We start from the raw sequence: 18,925 nt of genomic DNA, 5'->3' as shown, positions 1-18,925 counted from the left end.
CATCCGGATTTATCCGGGGCCCGCGCCCCGTCGCGTCAGGGATCCGGAAGTTTCCGGTAAAATGCCGCGTTTATCCGCCCGTCACCATTCATTTTTCGGAAAATAGGTCTTTTAATGCAGCCTGTGGTTGAAACCCTCTCCGGCCTGGAGCGCCGTGTTGATCTGGCCGTTTCGGTGGCCGACGTCGAAAAGGAAGTCCAGGCGCAGCTCAAGCGCGTGGCCCGCACCGCCAAGGTGCCCGGCTTCCGTCCCGGCAAAGCTCCGCTCGCCATGCTCGAACGCAGCCATGGCCCCGGCATCCGCTATGACGTGATCAACAGCCAGGTCGGCCGCGCTTTCGAACAAGCCGTCGACGGCGCCAAGCTGCGCGTCGCTGGTGCCCCGAACCTGGAACCCAAGACCGAAGGCATCTCGGACGACACGCTGGCGTTCACCGCCACGTTCGAGGTCTATCCCGAAGTCGCCGTGCCTGACCTGTCGGGCCTGGCCGTCACGCGCTACGAAACCGCCGTGACCGACGCCGAAGTGCAGCAGACCCTGGATGTGCTGCGCAAGCAGCGCGCCACGTTCGAAGCCCGTGAAGGCCGCGCCTCGCAAGACGGCGACCGCGTCACTCTGGACTTCGCCGGCACCATCGACGGCGTGCCCTTCGAAGGCGGCAAGGCCGAAGGCTTCCCCTTCGTGCTGGGCCAGGGCCGCATGCTGCCCGAGTTCGAGGAAGCCGCCCGTGGCCTGAAGGCCGGCGAGACCAAGGTCTTCCCGCTCAAGTTCCCCGATGACTACCAGGGCAAGGAAGTCGCCGGCAAGACCGCCGAATTCACCATCACCGTCAAGGAAGTGGCTGAAGGCGTGCTGCCCGAGCTGAACGGCGAATTCGCCAAGTCCCTCGGCCAGGCCGAAGGCGACGTGGAAAAGCTCAAGGCCGACATCCGCAGCAACATCGAGCGCGAAGTCAAGACGCGTTCGCAAGGCCGCACCAAGGCCAGCGTCATGGACGCCCTGGTCGAAGCCGGCAAGTTCGACGTGCCGAAGGCCCTGGTTGACAACGACGTGCAAGGCCGCGTGGCCGCCGCCCGCGAAGAGCTGAAGCAGCGCGGCATCCCCAACGCCGAGTCGGTGCCGATCCCCGCCGAAGCCTTCGCCACCGAATCCGAGCGCCGCGTGCGCCTGGGCCTGCTGGTGTCCGAGCTGGTCAAGCAAGCCCAGCTGCAAGCCAAGCCGGAACAGGTCCGTGCCCGCATCGAAGAGTTCGCCCAGAACTACGAACAACCCGCCCAGGTTGTCAGCTATTACCTGGCTGACCGCCAGCGTCGTGCTGAAATCGAGGCTATCGTGCTGGAAGACAATGTCGTCGCGCACGTTCTGGAAAAAGCCAAGGTCACCGACGAAAAGGTGGCTTTCGATCAGTTGATGGGGATGGCGTAACTACTATGCAGAGATTCACCGATTTCTATGCGGCAATGAATGGCGGGTCTTCGGTGACCCCCACCGGCCTGGGCTACATTCCCATGGTGATCGAGCAGTCGGGGCGCGGCGAACGCGCCTACGACATCTACTCGCGTCTGCTCCGCGAGCGGCTCATCTTCCTGGTGGGCCCGGTCAACGACGCGACCGCCAACCTGGTGGTCGCCCAGTTGCTGTTTCTGGAATCGGAGAATCCTGACAAGGACATTTCCCTGTACATCAACTCGCCCGGCGGGTCGGTGTACGCGGGAATGGCCATCTATGACACGATGCAGTTCGTCAAGCCGGACGTGTCCACCCTGTGCACCGGCCTGGCGGCCAGCATGGGTGCGTTCCTGCTGGCGGCGGGCAAGAAGGGCAAGCGTTTCACGCTGCCCAACTCCCGCATCATGATTCACCAGCCCTCGGGCGGCGCCCAGGGCCAGGCCTCTGACATCCAGATCCAGGCCCGCGAAATCCTGGATCTGCGCGAGCGCCTGAACCGCATCCTGGCCCAGAACACCGGCCAGCCCGTCGAGCGCATCGCCCTGGACACGGAACGTGACAACTTCATGTCCGCCGAAGATGCGGTATCGTATGGACTGGTCGACAAGGTGATGACCTCCCGTTCGGAAGGCTGACTTTCCGGCTCGTCCGAACCAGCTGCCATCACGTTCGAGTATGCGTAGGCTGCGCCGGGTCCTTCGGGCCTGGCGCGTCGTTACCTGAGATACGAAATACATATGCCTGAAAAAAAGGGATCGGCAGACGCTAAGGTGCTGCATTGCTCGTTTTGCAATAAAAGCCAGCACGAAGTCCGCAAGCTGATCGCAGGTCCGTCGGTATTCATCTGCGATGAGTGCATCGACCTGTGCAACGACATCATCCGCGAGGAAGCGCAGGCAACCGCGCGCGCGGCGATTCGTTCCGAACTGCCCACTCCGGCTGAAATCAAGACCTTCCTGGACCAGTACGTAATCGGGCAGTCGCTGCCCAAGCGCATGCTGGCGGTGGCGGTCTACAACCACTACAAGCGGATCCGCCACGGCGAGATCAAGGGCGACGAGGTCGAGCTCTCCAAGAGCAACATCATGCTGATCGGCCCGACCGGCTCGGGCAAGACCCTGCTGGCCCAGACGCTGGCGCGCATGCTGAACGTGCCCTTCGTCATGGCCGACGCCACCACGCTGACCGAAGCCGGCTACGTGGGCGAAGACGTCGAAAACATCATCCAGAAGCTGCTGCAGAACTGCAACTACGAGGTCGAGAAGGCGCAGCGCGCCATCATCTACATCGATGAAATCGACAAGATCTCGCGTAAGTCCGACAACCCGTCCATCACCCGCGACGTGTCGGGCGAGGGCGTGCAGCAGGCGCTGCTGAAGCTGATCGAAGGCACGGTGGCCTCGGTGCCGCCGCAAGGCGGGCGCAAGCACCCGAACCAGGACTTCGTCCAGGTCGACACGACCAACATCCTGTTCATCGTCGGCGGCGCCTTCGACGGCCTGGAAAAGGTCATCCGCGACCGTACCGAAAAGTCCGGCATCGGCTTCTCGGCCTCGGTCCGGGCCAAGTCCGAGCGCGGCGTGGGCGAACTCTTCTCCGAAGTCGAGCCCGAAGACCTGATCAAGTTCGGCCTGATCCCCGAACTGGTCGGCCGCCTGCCGGTGGTCGCCACGCTCGATGAGCTGGACGAGGCTGCTCTCATCCAGATCCTGACCGAACCGAAGAACGCGCTGCTCAAGCAGTTCCAGAAGCTGTTCGCGATGGAAGGCGCCGAACTGGACGTGCGTACCACCGCCCTGGCGGCCATCGCCCGCAAGGCACTCAAGCGCAAGACCGGCGCGCGTGGCCTGCGCTCCATCATCGAGCAGGCGCTGCTCGACACCATGTATGACCTGCCTTCCCAAGGCAACGTCAAGCGCGTGGTGCTGGACGAGAATGTCATCGAAGGCGACGGCAAGCCCTTGCTGATCTACGCTGACGAGGCCGGCGCTTCGGAAAAGCCGGAGCGCGGGGAAGTCCGCGACGCCGCAGCCTGACATTTCAAGAAAACCCGTTCATGTAACGGGTTTTTTTGGCCTTGTTGGCCACCAGGACGCCGGGATCTTGAATTTTCGGCTATTGTTCCCATAACAGACGTAACTGACGAGGGCGCCCATGTTTCCGGGCCTTCTCTGTCCCCGATACGCCGAGTCATACCGAGGAACCATCTATGTCTGCCAGCCAGACCCTGCCTTCCGACCCGATCGACCTGCCGCTGTTGCCGCTGCGCGACGTGGTGGTGTTCCCGCACATGGTCATCCCGCTGTTCGTCGGCCGTCCGCGCTCGATCCGCGCGCTGGAAGTTGCGATGGAAGCGGGCAAGAGCATCATGCTGGTGGCGCAAAAGTCCGCCGGCAAGGATGATCCCACTCCCGAAGACGTCTACGAAATTGGCTGCGTCGCCGGCATCCTGCAGATGCTGAAGCTGCCCGACGGCACCGTGAAGGTGCTGGTCGAGGGCACGCAGCGCGCCCGCATCAACACCATTGAAGACGCGGATTCGCACTTTACCTGCCAGGTCACCCCGATCGAGCCGGACGCCATCCAGGGCTCCGAGACCGAGGCGCTGCGCCGCGCGATCGTTGCCCAGTTCGAGCAGTACGTCAAACTCAACAAGAAGATCCCGCCCGAGATCCTGACCTCGCTCGCCGGCATCGACGACGCCGGCCGCCTGGCCGACACGATCGCCGCGCACCTGCCGCTCAAGCTCGAGCAGAAGCAGAAGATGCTCGAGATCGTCGGCACCTCCGAGCGCCTTGAAGGCCTGCTGACGCAGCTGGAAACCGAAATCGACATCCTCCAGGTCGAAAAGCGTATCCGCGGCCGCGTCAAGAAGCAGATGGAGAAGAGCCAGCGCGACTACTACCTGAACGAACAGGTCAAGGCCATCCAGAAGGAACTGGGCGAAGGCGAGGAAGGCGCTGACATCGAGGAACTCGAAAAGAAGATCATCGCCGCGCACATGCCCAAGGAGGCCCGTAAGAAGGCCGACGCCGAGCTCAAGAAGCTCAAGCTCATGTCGCCCATGTCCGCCGAAGCCACGGTGGTGCGCAACTACATCGATACGCTCATCAATCTTCCCTGGAAGAAGAAGAGCAAGATCAACAACTCGATCAGCAACGCCGAGACGGTGCTGGACAACGACCACTACGGCCTCGAGAAGGTCAAGGAGCGCATCCTTGAATACCTCGCGGTGCAACAGCGCGTGGACAAGGTCAAGGCGCCGATCCTGTGCCTGGTCGGGCCTCCGGGCGTGGGCAAGACCTCGCTCGGCCAGTCCATCGCCAAGGCCACGAACCGCAAGTTCGTGCGCATGGCCCTGGGCGGCGTGCGCGACGAAGCCGAGATCCGCGGTCATCGCCGCACCTACATCGGCTCGATGCCCGGCAAGATCGTCCAGAACATGACCAAGGTCGGCGTGCGCAACCCGCTGTTCCTGCTGGACGAGATCGACAAGCTGGGCATGGATTTCCGCGGCGATCCCTCGTCGGCGCTGCTGGAAGTGCTGGATCCCGAACAGAACCACACGTTCCAGGACCACTACATCGAGGTCGATTTCGACCTGTCCGACGTGATGTTCGTCGCGACCAGCAACACGCTGAACATTCCGCCGGCGCTGCTGGACCGCATGGAAGTGATCCGCCTGTCGGGTTACACCGAAGAGGAAAAGATCCATATCGCCCGCGACCATCTGCTGCCCAAGCTGATGAAGAACAACGGTGTCAAGGACAACGAGCTGACGGTCGACGAGTCCGCGCTGCGCGACATCGTGCGCTACTACACCCGGGAAGCCGGCGTGCGTGCGCTCGAACGCGAAGTGGGCAAGATCTGCCGCAAGGTCATCAAGCAGCTGCTCACCCAGAGCGACAAGGCCAAGGCCGAGGGCAAGACCCCGGAAGCCAAGGTGGTCAATGTCACCGGTGAAAATCTGTCCGACTACCTGGGCGTGCGTCGCTACACGTTTGGCATGGCCGAGAAGGAAAACCAGATCGGCCAGGTCACCGGACTGGCCTGGACGGAAGTTGGCGGCGACCTGTTGACGATCGAAGTGGCGGACATGCCCGGCAAGGGCGTGATCCAGCGCACGGGCTCGCTCGGCGACGTCATGAAGGAATCAGTCGAGGCCGCCCGCACCGTGGTGCGCTCGCGCGCCCGGCGCCTGGGCTTCGCGGACAGCGTGTTCGAGAAGCACGACATGCACGTGCACGTGCCGGAAGGCGCGACACCGAAGGATGGTCCGTCCGCGGGTATCGCGATCACCACGGCCATGGTGTCGGCCCTGTCGCGTATCCCGGTGCGCGCCGACGTCGCCATGACCGGCGAGATCACGCTGCGCGGCGAAGTCTTGCCCATCGGCGGCCTGAAGGAAAAGCTGCTGGCGGCGCATCGCGGCGGCATCAAGACGGTCTTGATTCCGGAAGAAAACGTCAAGGACTTGGCGGAGATTCCGGACAACGTCAAGAACCATCTGGAAATCGTGCCGGTGCGCTGGATCGACAAGGTCCTGGAGCTGGCCCTGGAGCGTCTGCCGGAGCCGCTGGCCGAGGAAGACGCCGTGAAGGAACCGCTGGTGGCCAAGCCGGCGGAACCGGGCAGCACGGATCCGGTGCTCAAGCACTGAAACCTGGGTAGATGAGAAAGGCGCCGCTTACGCGGCGCTTTTCTTTTTTGGCGGCGCCGATGGCTCCGATGGATGCGCCTGGCGTCGGCATTGGGCTTTTGGTCGAGCTGTCGCCGATACCAGGTGCGTGTCGGCGCCGGGCCGGCATGGTGTCGTGCCCCGATGCATCGCCAAACAAAAACCCCGCCATGGCGGGGTTTCCTGTCGCGGTGTAGCGATCGATGTTGCGGCGGCCGGGCTTGGCCAAGCCCGCGTCAGCCGCGATGGCGGGTGTTCAGTGCAGGGCTTGAGTGCGGATCAACCCGACAGCGATGCCTTCCAGCGCGAATTCCTGTTCGGCGTCCACGATGATGGGGGCGAAATCGGGGTTCTCGGGCAGCAGTTCCAGGCGGCCATTCTGGCGCTGCAAGCGCTTGACCGTCACGTCGTCGCCCAGGCGGGCGACGACGATCTGGCCGTTGCGCGCTTCGGTGGCGCGCTTGACCGCCAGCAGGTCGCCTTCAAGAATGCCGGCGTCGCGCATGCTCATGCCGCGCACTTTCAGCAGGTAATCGGGTGTCTGGGCGAACAGGCCGGGGTCGACGCCGACTTCGCGCTCCACATGCTCGGCCGCCAGGATCGGGCTGCCCGCGGCAACGCGGCCGACCAGCGGCAGCAGCAGCTGGGCCAGGGCAGGGTGGGGCAGCATGGCTTGCGCTGGTGCCGTGGCGGCGTCCTTCAGGCGAATGCCGCGCGAGGCGCCGGCGGTAAGCTCGATGGCGCCCTTGCGGGCCAGCGCCTTGAGGTGATCCTCAGCCGCGTTGGGAGATCGGAAACCCAATGCCTGGGCAATTTCGGCGCGAGTGGGCGGAAAGCCCGTGCGCGCGACGGTTTGCCGGATGAGGTCGAGGATTTGCTGCTGGCGTTCCGTGAGTTTGCTGGCCATGGCGATGATCCGTTGCTTGCGGACTGTACATATATACAGCGCCATTCTGGGGGACATAACGGAAAAATGCAAGCGCACGCCGCCAAAACAAAACAGGACCCGCATGGGTCCCGTCTTGCATCGCCAGTTGCCAGCGGCGGCATGGCGCCGCGCCGGGCGTCAGGCTCAGAGCACCGCGGCGATGGCCTTGGCCACCTTGTCGATGTTGCCGCTGTTCAGCGCGGCGACGCAGATGCGGCCGCTGGAGACGGCGTACACGCCGTGTTCTTCGCGCAGGCGGTCGACCTGGGCGGCGCTCAGGCCCGAATACGAGAACATGCCGCGCTGGGCCAGCACGAAGCTGAAGTCCTGCTTGCCGCCGTGTTCCTTGATCTTCTCGACCAGCTGCTTGCGCATCAGGCGGATGCGGTCGCGCATGCCAGCGAGTTCTTCTTCCCACAGGGCGAACAGTTCGGGCGAGTTCAGCACCGTCGACACCACCGTGCCGCCGTGGGTGGGCGGGTTGGAGTAGTTGGTGCGGATGACGCGCTTGAGCTGGCTCAGCACGCGAACGGCTTCGTCCTTGCTGCCGGCCACCACGGTCAGGGCGCCGACGCGCTCGCCGTACAGCGAGAAGGACTTGGAGAACGAGGAGCTGATGAACATCGTCAGGTCCTGCTCGGCGAACATGCGCACGACCGCGGCATCTTCCTGCAGGCTGTCGCCGAAGCCCTGGTAGGCGATGTCCAGGAACGGGACCAGCTGGTTCTGCTTGACGACGTCGGCGATCTGCTTCCACTGCTCGAACGTGGGGTCCACGCCGGTCGGGTTGTGGCAGCAGGCGTGCAGCACGACGACGGTCTTGGCCGGCGCGGCCTTCAGGTCGGCCAGCATGCCTTCGAAGTTCAGGCCGCGGGTGGCGGCGTCATAGTACGTGTAGGTGCCGACTTCGAAGCCGGCGCGCTCAAACAGGGCGCGGTGGTTTTCCCAGCTGGGGTTGCTGATCAGGACCTTGGAACCCGGCAGCAACTGGTGCAGGAAGTCGGCGCCGATCTTGAGCGCGCCGGTGCCGCCCAGGGCCTGCGTGGTCAGCACGCGGCCGGCGGCGGCCAGCGGGGAGTCGTTGCCCAGCAGCAGCGCCTGTGCGCCCTTGTTGTAGCCGGCGATGCCTTCGATCGGCAGGTAGCCACGGGCCGCGGCGGCCTCGATGCGGGCAGCTTCGGCCTTGCGCACCGCGCCCAGCAGAGGGATGCGACCCTGGTCGTCGTAGTACACGCCCACGCCCAGATTGACTTTACCGGGACGGGTGTCCGCGTTGAATTGTTCGTTCAGGCCAAGGATGGGGTCGCGCGGCGCGAGTTCGACGGAATCGAAGAGGGTGCTCATGGGAGTCTATTGGGCTGGGTGGACGCAGGAATTGGTGCTGTGGATAATGAGGGGTTTACCTCGGGAACAGTCTAGCATGTCCAAGAGCGAGCGACGGGGCCGGAAAACGGCCGAAAAGCAGGCTGAAAGTCTGGACGAAAGCCTGGGCGCGGGCCTGGGGGAAGGTCTGGGGGAGGGTCTGGATGCAGGCCTGAATGCGACTGGCCTGGCGGACGAGTCCGCCGGGCAGGCCGGCACGCGCGCCGGCGAGGGCGGCGGCGGGGGGGGGGACAGTACCGTTCCGGGCGCTGCCCCGGGCTTTGTCGAGTATCCGGGCAGTCCATTCCAGCTGTACCAGCCGTATCCGCCGGCGGGCGACCAGCCGACGGCCATCGACAGCCTGGCCCAGGGCATGGAAGACGGCCTGATGTATCAGACGCTGCTGGGCGTGACCGGATCGGGCAAGACCTACACCATGGCCAACGTGATCGCCCGCCTGGGTCGTCCGGCCCTGGTGCTGGCGCCCAACAAGACGCTGGCCGCGCAGTTGTACGCCGAAATGCGCGAGTTCTTCCCGAAGAACGCGGTCGAGTACTTCGTTTCGTACTATGACTATTACCAGCCCGAGGCCTACGTGCCGACGCGCGACCTGTTCATCGAGAAGGACTCGTCCATCAACGAGCATATCGAGCAGATGCGATTGTCGGCCACCAAGAGCCTGCTGGAACGCCGCGACACGGTGATCGTGGGCACGGTGTCCTGCATCTACGGTATCGGCAATCCCGGCGACTACCACGCCATGGTGCTGATCTTGCGCTCGGGCGACCGGATTTCCAGGCGCGAGATCCTGGCGCGGCTGGTTGCCATGCAGTACACCCGCAATGACGCGGAGTTCACGCGCGGCGTGTTCCGCGTGCGTGGCGAGACGATCGACATCTTTCCGGCCGAAAGCGCCGAACTGGCGCTGCGGCTGACGCTGTTCGACGACGAGATCGAGAGCCTGGAGCTGTTCGATCCGCTGACCGGCCGCATCCGTCAGAAGCTGCCCCGCTTCACGGTGTACCCGGGTTCGCACTACGTAACGCCGCGCGATACCGTCCTGCGCGCCATCGAGACCATCAAGGAAGAGCTGCGCGAGCGCGTCAAGCGTTATGTCGACGACGGCCATCTGGTCGAGGCGCAGCGGCTGGAGCAGCGCACCCGCTTCGATCTGGAAATGCTGCAGGAGCTGGGCTTCTGCAAGGGCATCGAAAACTATTCGCGGCATCTATCGGGCGCGGCGCCGGGCGAGCCGCCGCCCACGCTGATCGACTACCTGCCCAGCGACGCGCTGATGTTCATCGATGAAAGCCACGTCACCATCGGGCAACTGAGCGCCATGTACCGCGGCGACCGGTCGCGCAAGGAAACACTGGTCCAATATGGATTCCGCCTGCCTTCGGCGCTGGACAACCGGCCGCTGAAGCTGGAGGAATTCGAGGCGCGCATGCGCCAGTGCGTGTTCGTATCGGCCACTCCGGCCGCCTATGAGCGCGAGCATACGGACAACGTGGTGGAGCAGGTGGTACGCCCCACGGGCCTGGTGGATCCGGAGGTGCAGGTGCTGCCGGCGCGCACCCAGGTCGACGACCTGCTGGGCCAGATCAAGGCCAGGGTGGCGGTGTCGGAGCGTGTGCTGGTGACCACGCTCACCAAGCGCATGGCCGAGGATCTGACCGACTTTCTGAGTGAGCACGGCGTCCGGGTGCGCTATCTGCATTCCGATATCGATACGGTCGAGCGCGTGGAGATCATCCGCGACCTGCGGTTGGGCACATTTGACGTGCTGGTCGGGATCAACCTGCTGCGCGAGGGGCTGGACATTCCCGAGGTTTCGCTCGTGGCGATCCTGGATGCCGACAAGGAAGGTTTCCTGCGTTCGGAACGCAGCCTGATTCAGACCATTGGCCGCGCCGCGCGCAACCTCAATGGGCACGCGATCCTTTACGCCGACCGCATCACGGATTCCATGCAGCGGGCCATGCAGGAAACGGAGCGGCGGCGCGTCAAGCAGCTGCAGTTCAACGCGGACCACGGCATCACGGCGCGCGGTGTCAGCAAGGCGGTGCGCGAACTGATCGACGGCATCGTGGCGCCGGTCCAGCACGATGCGCTGGAAGCGGCGGTCCCAGCGGAATTCCTGAACGACGAAAAGGCGCTGGCGCGTGAGCTCAAGCGCCTCGAAAAGCTGATGATGGACCATGCCCGGAATCTGGAGTTCGAACAGGCGGCCGCCGCCCGCGACGCCCTGACGGCATTGAAGCAGCGCGTCCTGCTGGACGGGGCGGTGTGAGCTGCGGGCGGCTCATAAGGCCGCCCGTGAACCTGTCTGATCGCTGACGGCAAGCTGAAAAAATTTGTTCTGGCGCAGCGCAATCAGGCGTTCAAATTTTGCGCAGATTTTTCCCGGACAAGCTCGGGGAAGGTCTGGATTTTTTATTCCAATTCATTGATTTAAAAGTAAATTATTGACACGACATTTTGTCCTGCAAACCCCTTTTGAGCGCAAAAAAAGCTTGCCTTATCGCGGGTTTTCCCGCACACTTGCCAGCATGATGACCAAGGTACTTTTCGTTTGCATGGGCAATATCTGTCGCTCGCCGAGCGCAGAGGGCGTGTTTCGCCATTTGGTGAACGACGCGGGTTTGGGCGACGTGGTTCGCATCGATTCCGCCGGCACGCACGCGTTTCACATCGGCGAGGCGCCTGATGCCCGGGCGCAGGCCGCGGCGCGCAAGCGCGGCTACGAGATCACGCACTGCGAGGCGCGTCAGGTCACCGCGGAAGATTTCCGCGAATTCGATCTCATCCTGGCCATGGACTGGGACAACCTGTCCGCCATGCAGCAGCAGTGCCCGAAGGCCTATCAGCACAAGCTGATGCTGCTGATGCGCTTCGCCAATGAGTTCGAAGAAGCCACCGTGCCCGATCCTTACTATGGCGGCGCCGACGGTTTCGGCAAGGTGCTGGACTACCTGGAAGACGCCTGTCAAGGCGTGCTCGAACTGGTCCGCAAGCGCGCTACCCAATACCAGGCGGCCTGAGCCCCTGGCTCGGGTCGGCGATAGCTGGCCCGAACTGAATTGGCAGTGAATCAACCGCGCGTCAGCGCGGTTTTTTCTGGTTACGAGCCATACCAATTTAGTCGGGAATTTGCTATACTTGAGCCAATTACTCGGGTATTGGCCGTTGGATTCTCTGGCGGCCATGGCCGATTCACAGGGAACCCACCATGCGGTTAACTACCAAAGGGCGTTTCGCCGTGACTGCCATGATCGATCTGGCTATGCGGCAGCATAGCGGTCCGGTCACTCTCGCGGCCATCAGCCAGCGCCAGAATATTTCGCTTTCCTACCTGGAACAGCTGTTCGGAAAGCTGCGCCGCCACGAACTCGTGGACAGCGTGCGCGGCCCGGGCGGCGGTTATTCGCTCGCCCGCCTGGCGCGCAACGTGACCGTTGCCGACATCATCTTCGCCGTGGACGAACCGCTGGATGCCACCAGCTGTGGTGGCAAGCGCGACTGTACCAGCGGCAACGATGGCAAGCCGGGCAAGTGCATGACGCACGAACTCTGGGCCACGTTGAACCGCAAGATGGTCGATTACCTGGATTCGGTGTCCCTGCAGGATCTCGTGGATCAGCAGCGCGTGCGCCAATTGCAGGAAGCCAACAATCAGGCCCAGGCCTGCGCCGTGCGCGTGAACCGGGTGGGTGGCGCGAACGCCGCCAACGCCCCGACCACGACCGTCGCCGCCAACGCCACCGCATAAGCAGCATCAGGAGTTTGTAGAAATGACCACTCGCCCGATCTATCTGGACTACTCGGCCACCACGCCGGTCGATCCCCGCGTCGTCGACAAGATGGTGCCCTGGCTGTACGAGAACTTCGGCAATCCGGCCTCGCGCAGCCATGCCTTCGGCTGGGAGTCCGAGGACGCCGTCGAGCGCGCCCGCGAGGAAGTCGCCAAGCTGGTGAACGCCGATCCGCGCGAAATCGTCTGGACCTCTGGCGCGACCGAGTCCGACAACCTTGCCATCAAGGGCGCCGCCAACTTCTACGCCGAACGCGGCAAGCACATCATCACCGTCAAGACCGAGCACAAGGCCGTGCTGGACACCTGTCGCGAGCTGGAGCGCCAGGGCTTCGAGGTGACCTACCTGGACGTCAAGGAAAACGGCCTGATCGACCTGGGCGTGTTCAAGGCCGCGCTGCGCCCTGACACCGTGTTGGTCTCGATCATGATGGTGAACAACGAAATCGGCGTGATCCAGGACGTGGAAACGCTGGGTGAAATCTGCCGCGAAAAGGGCATCATCTTCCATGTGGACGCCGCGCAGGCGACCGGCAAGGTTGAAATCGACCTGCAGAAGCTCAAGGTCGACCTGATGTCGTTCTCGGCTCACAAGACCTACGGCCCCAAGGGCATCGGCGCGCTGTACGTGCGTCGCAAGCCGCGCGTGCGCATCGAGGCGCAGATGCACGGCGGCGGCCACGAGCGCGGTTTCCGCTCGGGCACGCTGGCTACGCACCAGATCGTCGGCATGGGCGAAGCCTTCCGCCTGGCGCGCGAGGAAATGGGCACCGAGAACGAGCGCATTCGCATGCTGCGCGATCGCCTGTGGGCGGGCCTGTCGCAGATCGAAGAGGTCTACCTGAACGGCGACATGGACCAGCGCGTACCGCACAACCTGAACGTCAGCTTCAACTATGTCGAAGGCGAGTCCCTGATCATGGCGATCAAGGAACTGGCCGTGTCCAGCGGCTCGGCCTGCACCTCGGCCAGCCTGGAACCTTCCTACGTGCTGCGCGCCCTGGGCCGCAACGACGAGCTGGCGCACAGCTCGATCCGTTTCACGCTGGGCCGCTTCACCACCGAGCAGGAAATCGACTACGCGGTCGAACTGCTCAAGAGCCGCGTGGGCAAGCTGCGCGACATGTCGCCGCTTTGGGAAATGGCCAAGGAAGGCATCGACCTGAACACCGTGCAGTGGGCTGCGCACTAAGCGCCCGCGCCTTGAAATACGTGGAGAATCAATATGTCTTACAGCACTAAGGTCCTGGACCACTACGAAAACCCGCGCAACGTCGGTTCGTTCGACAAGTCGGACGACTCCGTCGGCACCGGCATGGTCGGCGCTCCCGCCTGTGGCGACGTCATGAAGCTGCAGATCAAGGTCAACGAATCGGGCGTGATCGAAGACGCGCGCTTCAAGACCTACGGCTGCGGCTCGGCCATCGCCTCCAGCTCGCTCGTGACCGAATGGGTCAAGGGCAAGACGCTGGACGAAGCGCTGACGATCCGCAACACGCAGATCGCCGAGGAACTGGCGCTGCCGCCCGTGAAGGTCCACTGTTCCATCCTGGCCGAAGACGCGATCAAGGCCGCGGTGCAGAACTACAAGGAAAAGCACTCGGTTCCGGCCGAGGTGGCGAACTGAAATGTCCGTAACCCTGACCCAGAAGGCAGCCAACCACATCGGCCGCTACTTGCAAAAGCGCGGCAAGGGCATCGGCTTGCGGCTCGGAGTTAGGACCACGGGCTGCTCCGGCATGGCGTACAAGTTGGAATACGTGGACGAGGCGGCGCCCGAGGACATGGTCTTCGAGAGCTTCGGCGTGAATGTCTACGTCGATCCCAAGAGCCTCGCCTATCTGGACGGCACCGAGCTCGACTACGCGCGCGAAGGCCTGAACGAAGGCTTCAAGTTCAGCAACCCCAACGAGAAGGCGACCTGCGGCTGCGGCGAGTCGTTCACGGTGTAAGTCTTGGCTGGAGACGATCACTTCAGCCTGTTCGGCTTGCCGGCGCGCTTCGACCTCGATACGAAAATGCTGGAATCGGCGTGGCGCACTGTGGCCGCGCAGGTGCACCCAGACCGCTATGCCACCGCCAGCCCGGCCGAGCGCCGGGTGGCGATGCAATGGGCGGCGCGGGCCAACGAGGCCTATCGCCAACTGCGGGATCCGATGCTGCGGGCGCGCTATCTGTGCGAACAGGCGGGCGTGGACCTGCAGACCGAGAGCAATACGTCCATGGATCCGGCGTTCCTGATGCAGCAGATGAGCTGGCGCGAAGCGCTGGACGATGCGCGCGGCGATGCCGCTGCGCTGGCATCGCTGCAAGCAGAGCTGCAGGAGGCGCGTGGACAGATGCGCGCGCGCCTGGCGCAACTGCTAGACGTGGACAAGGACTACGCGGCGGCGGGGCAGAAAGTGCGGGAATGGATGTTCGTGGAGAAGCTGGCGCAGGAGCTGGCCCACGCGCAACCGGCGGAATAGTCCAGGGCGCCGGACGGCCGCCACCGAACTTGCGGCCGGGCTGCGCCCACTGAGCAGAAAAACACAATCATGGCTTTATTGCAGATTTCCGAGCCTGGCGAATCGCCCGCGCCGCACCAGCGCAAGCTGGCGGTGGGCATCGACCTCGGCACCACCAATTCGCTGGTCGCCGCGGTGCGCAGCAGCGTGGCCGAAGTCCTGCGCGACGAGCAAGGCCATGCGCTGCTGCCTTCGGCGGTGCGCTATTTCCCCGGCGGCCGGGTCACGACCGGCCGCGAGCCGCTGGCCGAGCAGGCGCTGGACCCGTTGAACACCGTGGTGTCGGTCAAGCGCTACATGGGGCGTACGCTGGAAGAGGCGCGGGCCTCGCGCGCGCCGTATGAATTCGTGGACGCGCCCGGCATGGTGCGCATCCGCACGGTGCAGGGCGACCTGAGTCCGGTGGAAGTGTCCGCCCAGATCCTGGCCGTGCTGCGCCAGCGCGCCGAGGACGTCCTCGGCGACGACCTGGTTGGCGCCGTGATCACGGTGCCCGCCTATTTCGACGACGCGCAGCGCCAGGCGACGCGCGACGCCGCCAGGCTGGCCGGCCTGAACGTGCTGCGCCTGCTGAACGAACCCACCGCCGCCGCCATCGCCTACGGCCTGGATAACGCCGCCGAAGGCGTGTACGCGGTCTACGACCTGGGCGGAGGCACGTTCGACGTGTCCATCCTGCGCCTGACGCACGGCGTGTTCGAAGTGATCTCCACCGGCGGCGACACGGCCCTGGGCGGCGACGACTTCGATGCGCTGATCGCCGACCATGCCGCGAGCGGCCTGGGTTCCGCCGAACTGCCGCCGGCCGACCGCCGCGCGCTGTTGGTGGCGGCGCGCGCGGCGCGCGAAGCGCTGTCCGATACCGACGAAACGCGCCTGCGCCTGACCTTGTCGGATGGCCGCGAGCTGGACCTCGCGCTTAGCCGGCAGCAATTCGAATCGCTGGCCCCGCCGCTGGTGCAGCGCACGCTGGATTGCGCGCGCCGCGCCTTGCGCGACGCCGAGTTGCGCCCCGCCGACGTGCGCGGCGTGGTGATGGTGGGCGGCGCCACGCGCATGCCCGTGATCCGCGCGGCCGTGGGCGAGATGTTCGGCACGACGCCACTGACCGACCTGGACCCCGACCAGGTGGTGGCGCTGGGCGCCGCGCTGCAGGCAAACCTGCTGGCCGGCAACCGGGCGCCGGGCGAAGACTGGTTGCTGCTCGATGTCATTCCGCTATCGCTGGGCCTGGAAACCATGGGCGGCCTGGTGGAGCGCGTGATTCCGCGCAACAGCACGATACCCGTGGCGCGCGCCCAGGAATTCACCACGTTCAAGGACGGCCAGACCGCCATGAGCATTCACGTGGTGCAGGGCGAGCGCGACCTGGTGAGCGATTCCCGCTCGCTGGCCCGCTTCGAGCTGCGCGGCATTCCGTCCATGGTGGCGGGCGCGGCGCGCATCCGCGTGACTTTCCAGGTGGATGCCGATGGCCTGTTGAGCGTGACCGCGCGCGAGCAGAGCAGCGGGGTCGAGGCGGCTGTCTCGGTCAAGCCTTCGTATGGCCTGAGCGACGACGAGATCGCCCGGATGCTGGCAGACAGCGTGGCGCAGGCCGATTCCGACGCGCGCGCGCGCATGCTGCGCGAGCAGCAGGTCGACGCGCGCCAGCTGGTGGAGTCGGTGCAGGCCGCGTTGGCGGCCGACGGCGACCTGCTGGACGCCGACGAGCGCAAGCGCGTGGACGATTGCCTGAGCGCCGCCGCCGGCGCGCAGGAGCTGTTGGACGTAGACGCGGTCAAGGCCGCCGTCGAGGCGTTGTCGGCCGCGACCGACGAATTCGCCGCGCGGCGCATGGACCGCAGCATCCGTGCGGCGCTGGCCGGCCGCAAACTTGACGAGATCGCCTGATAACAAGCTATGCCGAAACTGACCATACTGCCTCACCCCGAATACTGCCCCGAAGGCGCGGTGATCGAAGACGCGCCCAAGGGCGTGTCGATCTGCCGCATCCTGCTGGACAATCACATCGACATCGAGCACGCCTGCGAACTGTCCTGCGCCTGCACGACCTGTCATGTGGTGGTCAAGGAGGGCTATTCCTCGCTGGAAGACGCGACGGACGACGAGGAAGACCTGCTGGACAAGGCCTGGGGCCTGACGCCGACCTCGCGCCTGTCGTGCCAGGCCTGCGTCGCCGACGCCGACCTGACGGTCGAGATCCCCAAGTACACGATCAACCACGCCAAAGAGGGCCATTGATGAAGTGGACCGACACCTACGAGATCGCCGCCGCGCTCTACGACGCGCATCCCGACGTGGACCCGAAGACGCTGCGTTTCACCCAGCTGCGCGAGTGGGTGCTGGCCTTGCCGGGGTTCAATGACGATCCCGCCCATAGCGGCGAGAAGATCCTGGAAGCCATCCAGATGGCCTGGATCGACGAAGCGGACTGAACCGCTGGCTGAAGACGACGCTCCCTGACGGGAGCGTTTTTCTTTGTGGTTGACATTCCGGATCCCGCAATCCGGGACCAGACGCGCTTCGGGTCGCCGATGGCGCCGGATTCGGGCTGGCACGCGGCGATATTGCCGCATTGGACGTCACTTGGGCGGGGCCTCACGGTATCATCAAGGCTCTGTCAGCCCGTTTGGCGCCCGCGCGTCCCGCTGACGCTTTCCGACCCGAGTCTATCGATGCCCGCTGCCCAACTGCGCTTTGGATTGGCCGCCAACCGGCTGCACCACGAAACCCCCGATGCCGCGCTGTTCACCTGGCTGCGCGCCTGTTCCGCCACCATCCGCGAACTGGGCGTGCAGCTGCATACCGTGGGTCGCACGCACGACGCCATCGTGCGCGAGGGCATGCTGCAGGGCTATAGCGGACTGATCCGCTATCCCTATGGCCGCGAAGGCGGGCTCATGAAGCTGGTGGCGCGCGTCACCGAAGGCCGCGACGGCCAGGCGCCGTTCGACGGCGCCATCTACCTGATCGATCCGGTCGATCCTTCCTCGATCTTCCCCGAGGCGCTGGCGCTCAAGCGGCAGTGCATCACGCATGGCCGTCCGTTCATCTCGACGCTGGCCGGCGCCATCGAATGGATGGAGGTCGAGCGCGTGCATGCGGGCCTGACGCCGGACGCGTCGCTGTCGCGCATGTTCGATTACGAGGGCCAGACGCTGGCCCTGATCGCCCACGATGCGCTCAAGGACGAGATGGTTGCCTTCGCCAGCGAGCATTTCGACGTGCTGTCTCGTTTCGCGCGGCGCGTGGCCACCGGCACGACGGGTGGCCGGCTCAATGACCTGGCCTGGTCGCGCGGCTGGCCCAAGGACAAGCCCTGGGTGCATCGCTACCTGAGCGGGCCGCTGGGCGGCGACGCGCAGATCGCCGAGCTGGTGCTCGAACATCAATGCCAGCGCGTGATCTTCTTCGAGGATCCCCACGTGGCGCGCCAGCACGAGGCGGATATCCAATTGCTGGAGCGCGCGGTGCGCGTGGTCACCGAGTCCGCGACCTGCGCGACATCGCCGTCGGTGGCGCGTCGCTGGGCGCAGGCCGTGGAAAAGCGCGGGATCTGAGACCGCAGGGCGGATCGGCGGCAGGCAGCGGAGCCAGGCTGCATCGCAGCAAAGTGTCACGCTTGCGGCGGCGGGCTTCTGCGAGAATAGGCGCGGGACCGGCATGAATGCCGCGCCTGTGCGGCCTCGGGCCAACAATGGCCGGGCCATCTTGTTCAACGCGAGGAGGATGCCATGATGCAAGCACTATCGTTTGCCCGCATTTGCGCCGGCTTGGCTGGCGCGGTCTTGTTGAGCGCGAGTCTGGCAGCCAAGGCGGCCGACAAGGTTTACTTTGTCGAGCCCAAGGACGGCGCCACGGTGGACAGCCCGGTGAAAGTGAAGTTCGGTGTGGACGGCATGGCGGTCAAGCCGGCCGGTGACATGACCGCCGGCACTGGCCACCATCACCTGATCGTCGACGGCAAGCCCGTGCCCAAGGGCGAGGTCGTGCCGACGGACGACACGCATATCCACTTCGGCAAGGGCCAGACCGAAACCGAGCTCAAGCTCGCGCCGGGCAAGCACACGCTGACCATGCAGTTCGCCGACGGCGCGCATCGCTCTTATGGGCCGGACCTGAGCAGCACGATCTCGGTGACGGTGAAGTAGTCCTGTCTTGCACGGCTCGGGCCGCTTGCTGGC

Annotated in this window: 19 protein-coding genes; 16 read left to right on the top strand and 3 right to left on the bottom strand. The window is 64.7% G+C overall.

Annotated elements, in window-relative coordinates:
* The first annotated feature begins 114 nt into the window (after nt 1-114).
* The 4 genes from tig to lon all read left to right on the top strand — a co-directional run bounded on the left by tig (nt 115) and on the right by lon (nt 6,109).
* On the top strand, nt 115-1,425 hold the full coding sequence (gene tig / locus AC6LJ9_RS20850) for a trigger factor (RefSeq protein ID WP_498149059.1): 1,311 nt from the start codon (nt 115-117) through the stop codon (nt 1,423-1,425).
* A 5-nt stretch (nt 1,426-1,430) separates the two neighbouring features.
* Nucleotides 1,431-2,084, top strand: coding sequence for an ATP-dependent Clp endopeptidase proteolytic subunit ClpP (gene clpP, locus AC6LJ9_RS20845; RefSeq protein WP_212312603.1), 654 nt, complete (start codon nt 1,431-1,433; stop codon nt 2,082-2,084).
* A gap of 102 nt (nt 2,085-2,186) precedes the next feature.
* Complete coding sequence (gene clpX, locus AC6LJ9_RS20840) at nt 2,187-3,485, top strand: ATP-dependent Clp protease ATP-binding subunit ClpX (protein WP_212312605.1); 1,299 nt, start codon at nt 2,187-2,189, stop codon at nt 3,483-3,485.
* Nucleotides 3,486-3,658: 173 nt separating this feature from the next.
* On the top strand, nt 3,659-6,109 hold the full coding sequence (gene lon, locus AC6LJ9_RS20835; protein ID WP_498149058.1) for an endopeptidase La: 2,451 nt from the start codon (nt 3,659-3,661) through the stop codon (nt 6,107-6,109).
* Here lon and AC6LJ9_RS20830 read toward each other — a convergent pair.
* From AC6LJ9_RS20830 to AC6LJ9_RS20820, 3 genes are all read right to left on the bottom strand, one after another.
* The gene (locus AC6LJ9_RS20830; RefSeq protein WP_498149057.1) at nt 6,099-6,356 is read right to left on the bottom strand and encodes a hypothetical protein; all 258 of its coding nucleotides are present in this window, start codon (nt 6,354-6,356) and stop codon (nt 6,099-6,101) included. The two genes, lon and AC6LJ9_RS20830, sit on opposite strands and share 11 nt — an antisense overlap.
* Before the next feature lie 27 nt (nt 6,357-6,383).
* A complete protein-coding gene (lexA, locus tag AC6LJ9_RS20825) occupies nt 6,384-7,034 on the bottom strand; it encodes a transcriptional repressor LexA (protein ID WP_498149061.1) in 651 nt (216 codons plus the stop codon).
* A gap of 165 nt (nt 7,035-7,199) precedes the next feature.
* The gene (locus AC6LJ9_RS20820; protein WP_212312611.1) at nt 7,200-8,399 is read right to left on the bottom strand and encodes an amino acid aminotransferase; all 1,200 of its coding nucleotides are present in this window, start codon (nt 8,397-8,399) and stop codon (nt 7,200-7,202) included.
* A gap of 76 nt (nt 8,400-8,475) precedes the next feature.
* Between AC6LJ9_RS20820 and uvrB the strand changes: the two genes are divergently transcribed.
* From uvrB to AC6LJ9_RS20760, 12 genes are all read left to right on the top strand, one after another.
* Nucleotides 8,476-10,710, top strand: coding sequence for an excinuclease ABC subunit UvrB (gene uvrB, locus AC6LJ9_RS20815; protein ID WP_498149056.1), 2,235 nt, complete (start codon nt 8,476-8,478; stop codon nt 10,708-10,710).
* Nucleotides 10,711-10,969: 259 nt separating this feature from the next.
* Entirely contained in the window at nt 10,970-11,461 is a 492-nt protein-coding gene (locus AC6LJ9_RS20810) for a low molecular weight protein-tyrosine-phosphatase (RefSeq protein ID WP_103275065.1), read from the top strand.
* 188 nt (nt 11,462-11,649) lie between these two features.
* On the top strand, nt 11,650-12,189 hold the full coding sequence (gene iscR / locus AC6LJ9_RS20805) for a Fe-S cluster assembly transcriptional regulator IscR (protein WP_103275064.1): 540 nt from the start codon (nt 11,650-11,652) through the stop codon (nt 12,187-12,189).
* Between the two features lie 22 nt (nt 12,190-12,211).
* Complete coding sequence (locus AC6LJ9_RS20800; protein ID WP_498149055.1) at nt 12,212-13,423, top strand: IscS subfamily cysteine desulfurase; 1,212 nt, start codon at nt 12,212-12,214, stop codon at nt 13,421-13,423.
* Nucleotides 13,424-13,456: 33 nt separating this feature from the next.
* Complete coding sequence (gene iscU, locus AC6LJ9_RS20795; RefSeq protein ID WP_212312612.1) at nt 13,457-13,858, top strand: Fe-S cluster assembly scaffold IscU; 402 nt, start codon at nt 13,457-13,459, stop codon at nt 13,856-13,858.
* A gap of 1 nt (nt 13,859) precedes the next feature.
* Nucleotides 13,860-14,183 (top strand): iron-sulfur cluster assembly protein IscA, encoded by a 324-nt coding sequence (gene iscA, locus AC6LJ9_RS20790; RefSeq protein ID WP_212312613.1) that lies wholly within the window; start codon nt 13,860-13,862, stop codon nt 14,181-14,183.
* Nucleotides 14,184-14,186: 3 nt separating this feature from the next.
* Nucleotides 14,187-14,699 carry a Fe-S protein assembly co-chaperone HscB gene (gene hscB, locus AC6LJ9_RS20785; RefSeq protein WP_498149054.1) on the top strand — a complete coding sequence of 171 codons (513 nt, stop codon included), beginning with the start codon at nt 14,187-14,189 and terminating at the stop codon, nt 14,697-14,699.
* A 69-nt stretch (nt 14,700-14,768) separates the two neighbouring features.
* Nucleotides 14,769-16,631, top strand: coding sequence for a Fe-S protein assembly chaperone HscA (gene hscA, locus AC6LJ9_RS20780; RefSeq protein WP_498149053.1), 1,863 nt, complete (start codon nt 14,769-14,771; stop codon nt 16,629-16,631).
* Nucleotides 16,632-16,640: 9 nt separating this feature from the next.
* The gene (gene fdx / locus AC6LJ9_RS20775; RefSeq protein ID WP_212312616.1) at nt 16,641-16,982 is read left to right on the top strand and encodes an ISC system 2Fe-2S type ferredoxin; all 342 of its coding nucleotides are present in this window, start codon (nt 16,641-16,643) and stop codon (nt 16,980-16,982) included.
* Nucleotides 16,982-17,176: a Fe-S cluster assembly protein IscX gene (gene iscX, locus AC6LJ9_RS20770; protein ID WP_212312617.1), complete on the top strand. Its 195-nt coding sequence runs from the start codon at nt 16,982-16,984 to the stop codon at nt 17,174-17,176. Before fdx ends, iscX begins: the two co-directional genes overlap by 1 nt.
* A gap of 240 nt (nt 17,177-17,416) precedes the next feature.
* Nucleotides 17,417-18,301, top strand: a complete 885-nt coding sequence (locus AC6LJ9_RS20765; RefSeq protein WP_212312618.1) for a methylglyoxal synthase — start codon at nt 17,417-17,419, stop codon at nt 18,299-18,301.
* A 174-nt stretch (nt 18,302-18,475) separates the two neighbouring features.
* On the top strand, nt 18,476-18,892 hold the full coding sequence (locus AC6LJ9_RS20760) for a DUF4399 domain-containing protein (RefSeq protein WP_498149052.1): 417 nt from the start codon (nt 18,476-18,478) through the stop codon (nt 18,890-18,892).
* The last annotated feature ends 33 nt before the right edge of the window (nt 18,893-18,925 follow it).

The sequence above is a fragment of the Achromobacter sp. 1011811831 genome (assembly GCF_059760905.1).
Note: the sequence above shows the minus strand (reverse complement) of the source record. Positions and strands in the feature narration are given on the sequence as shown.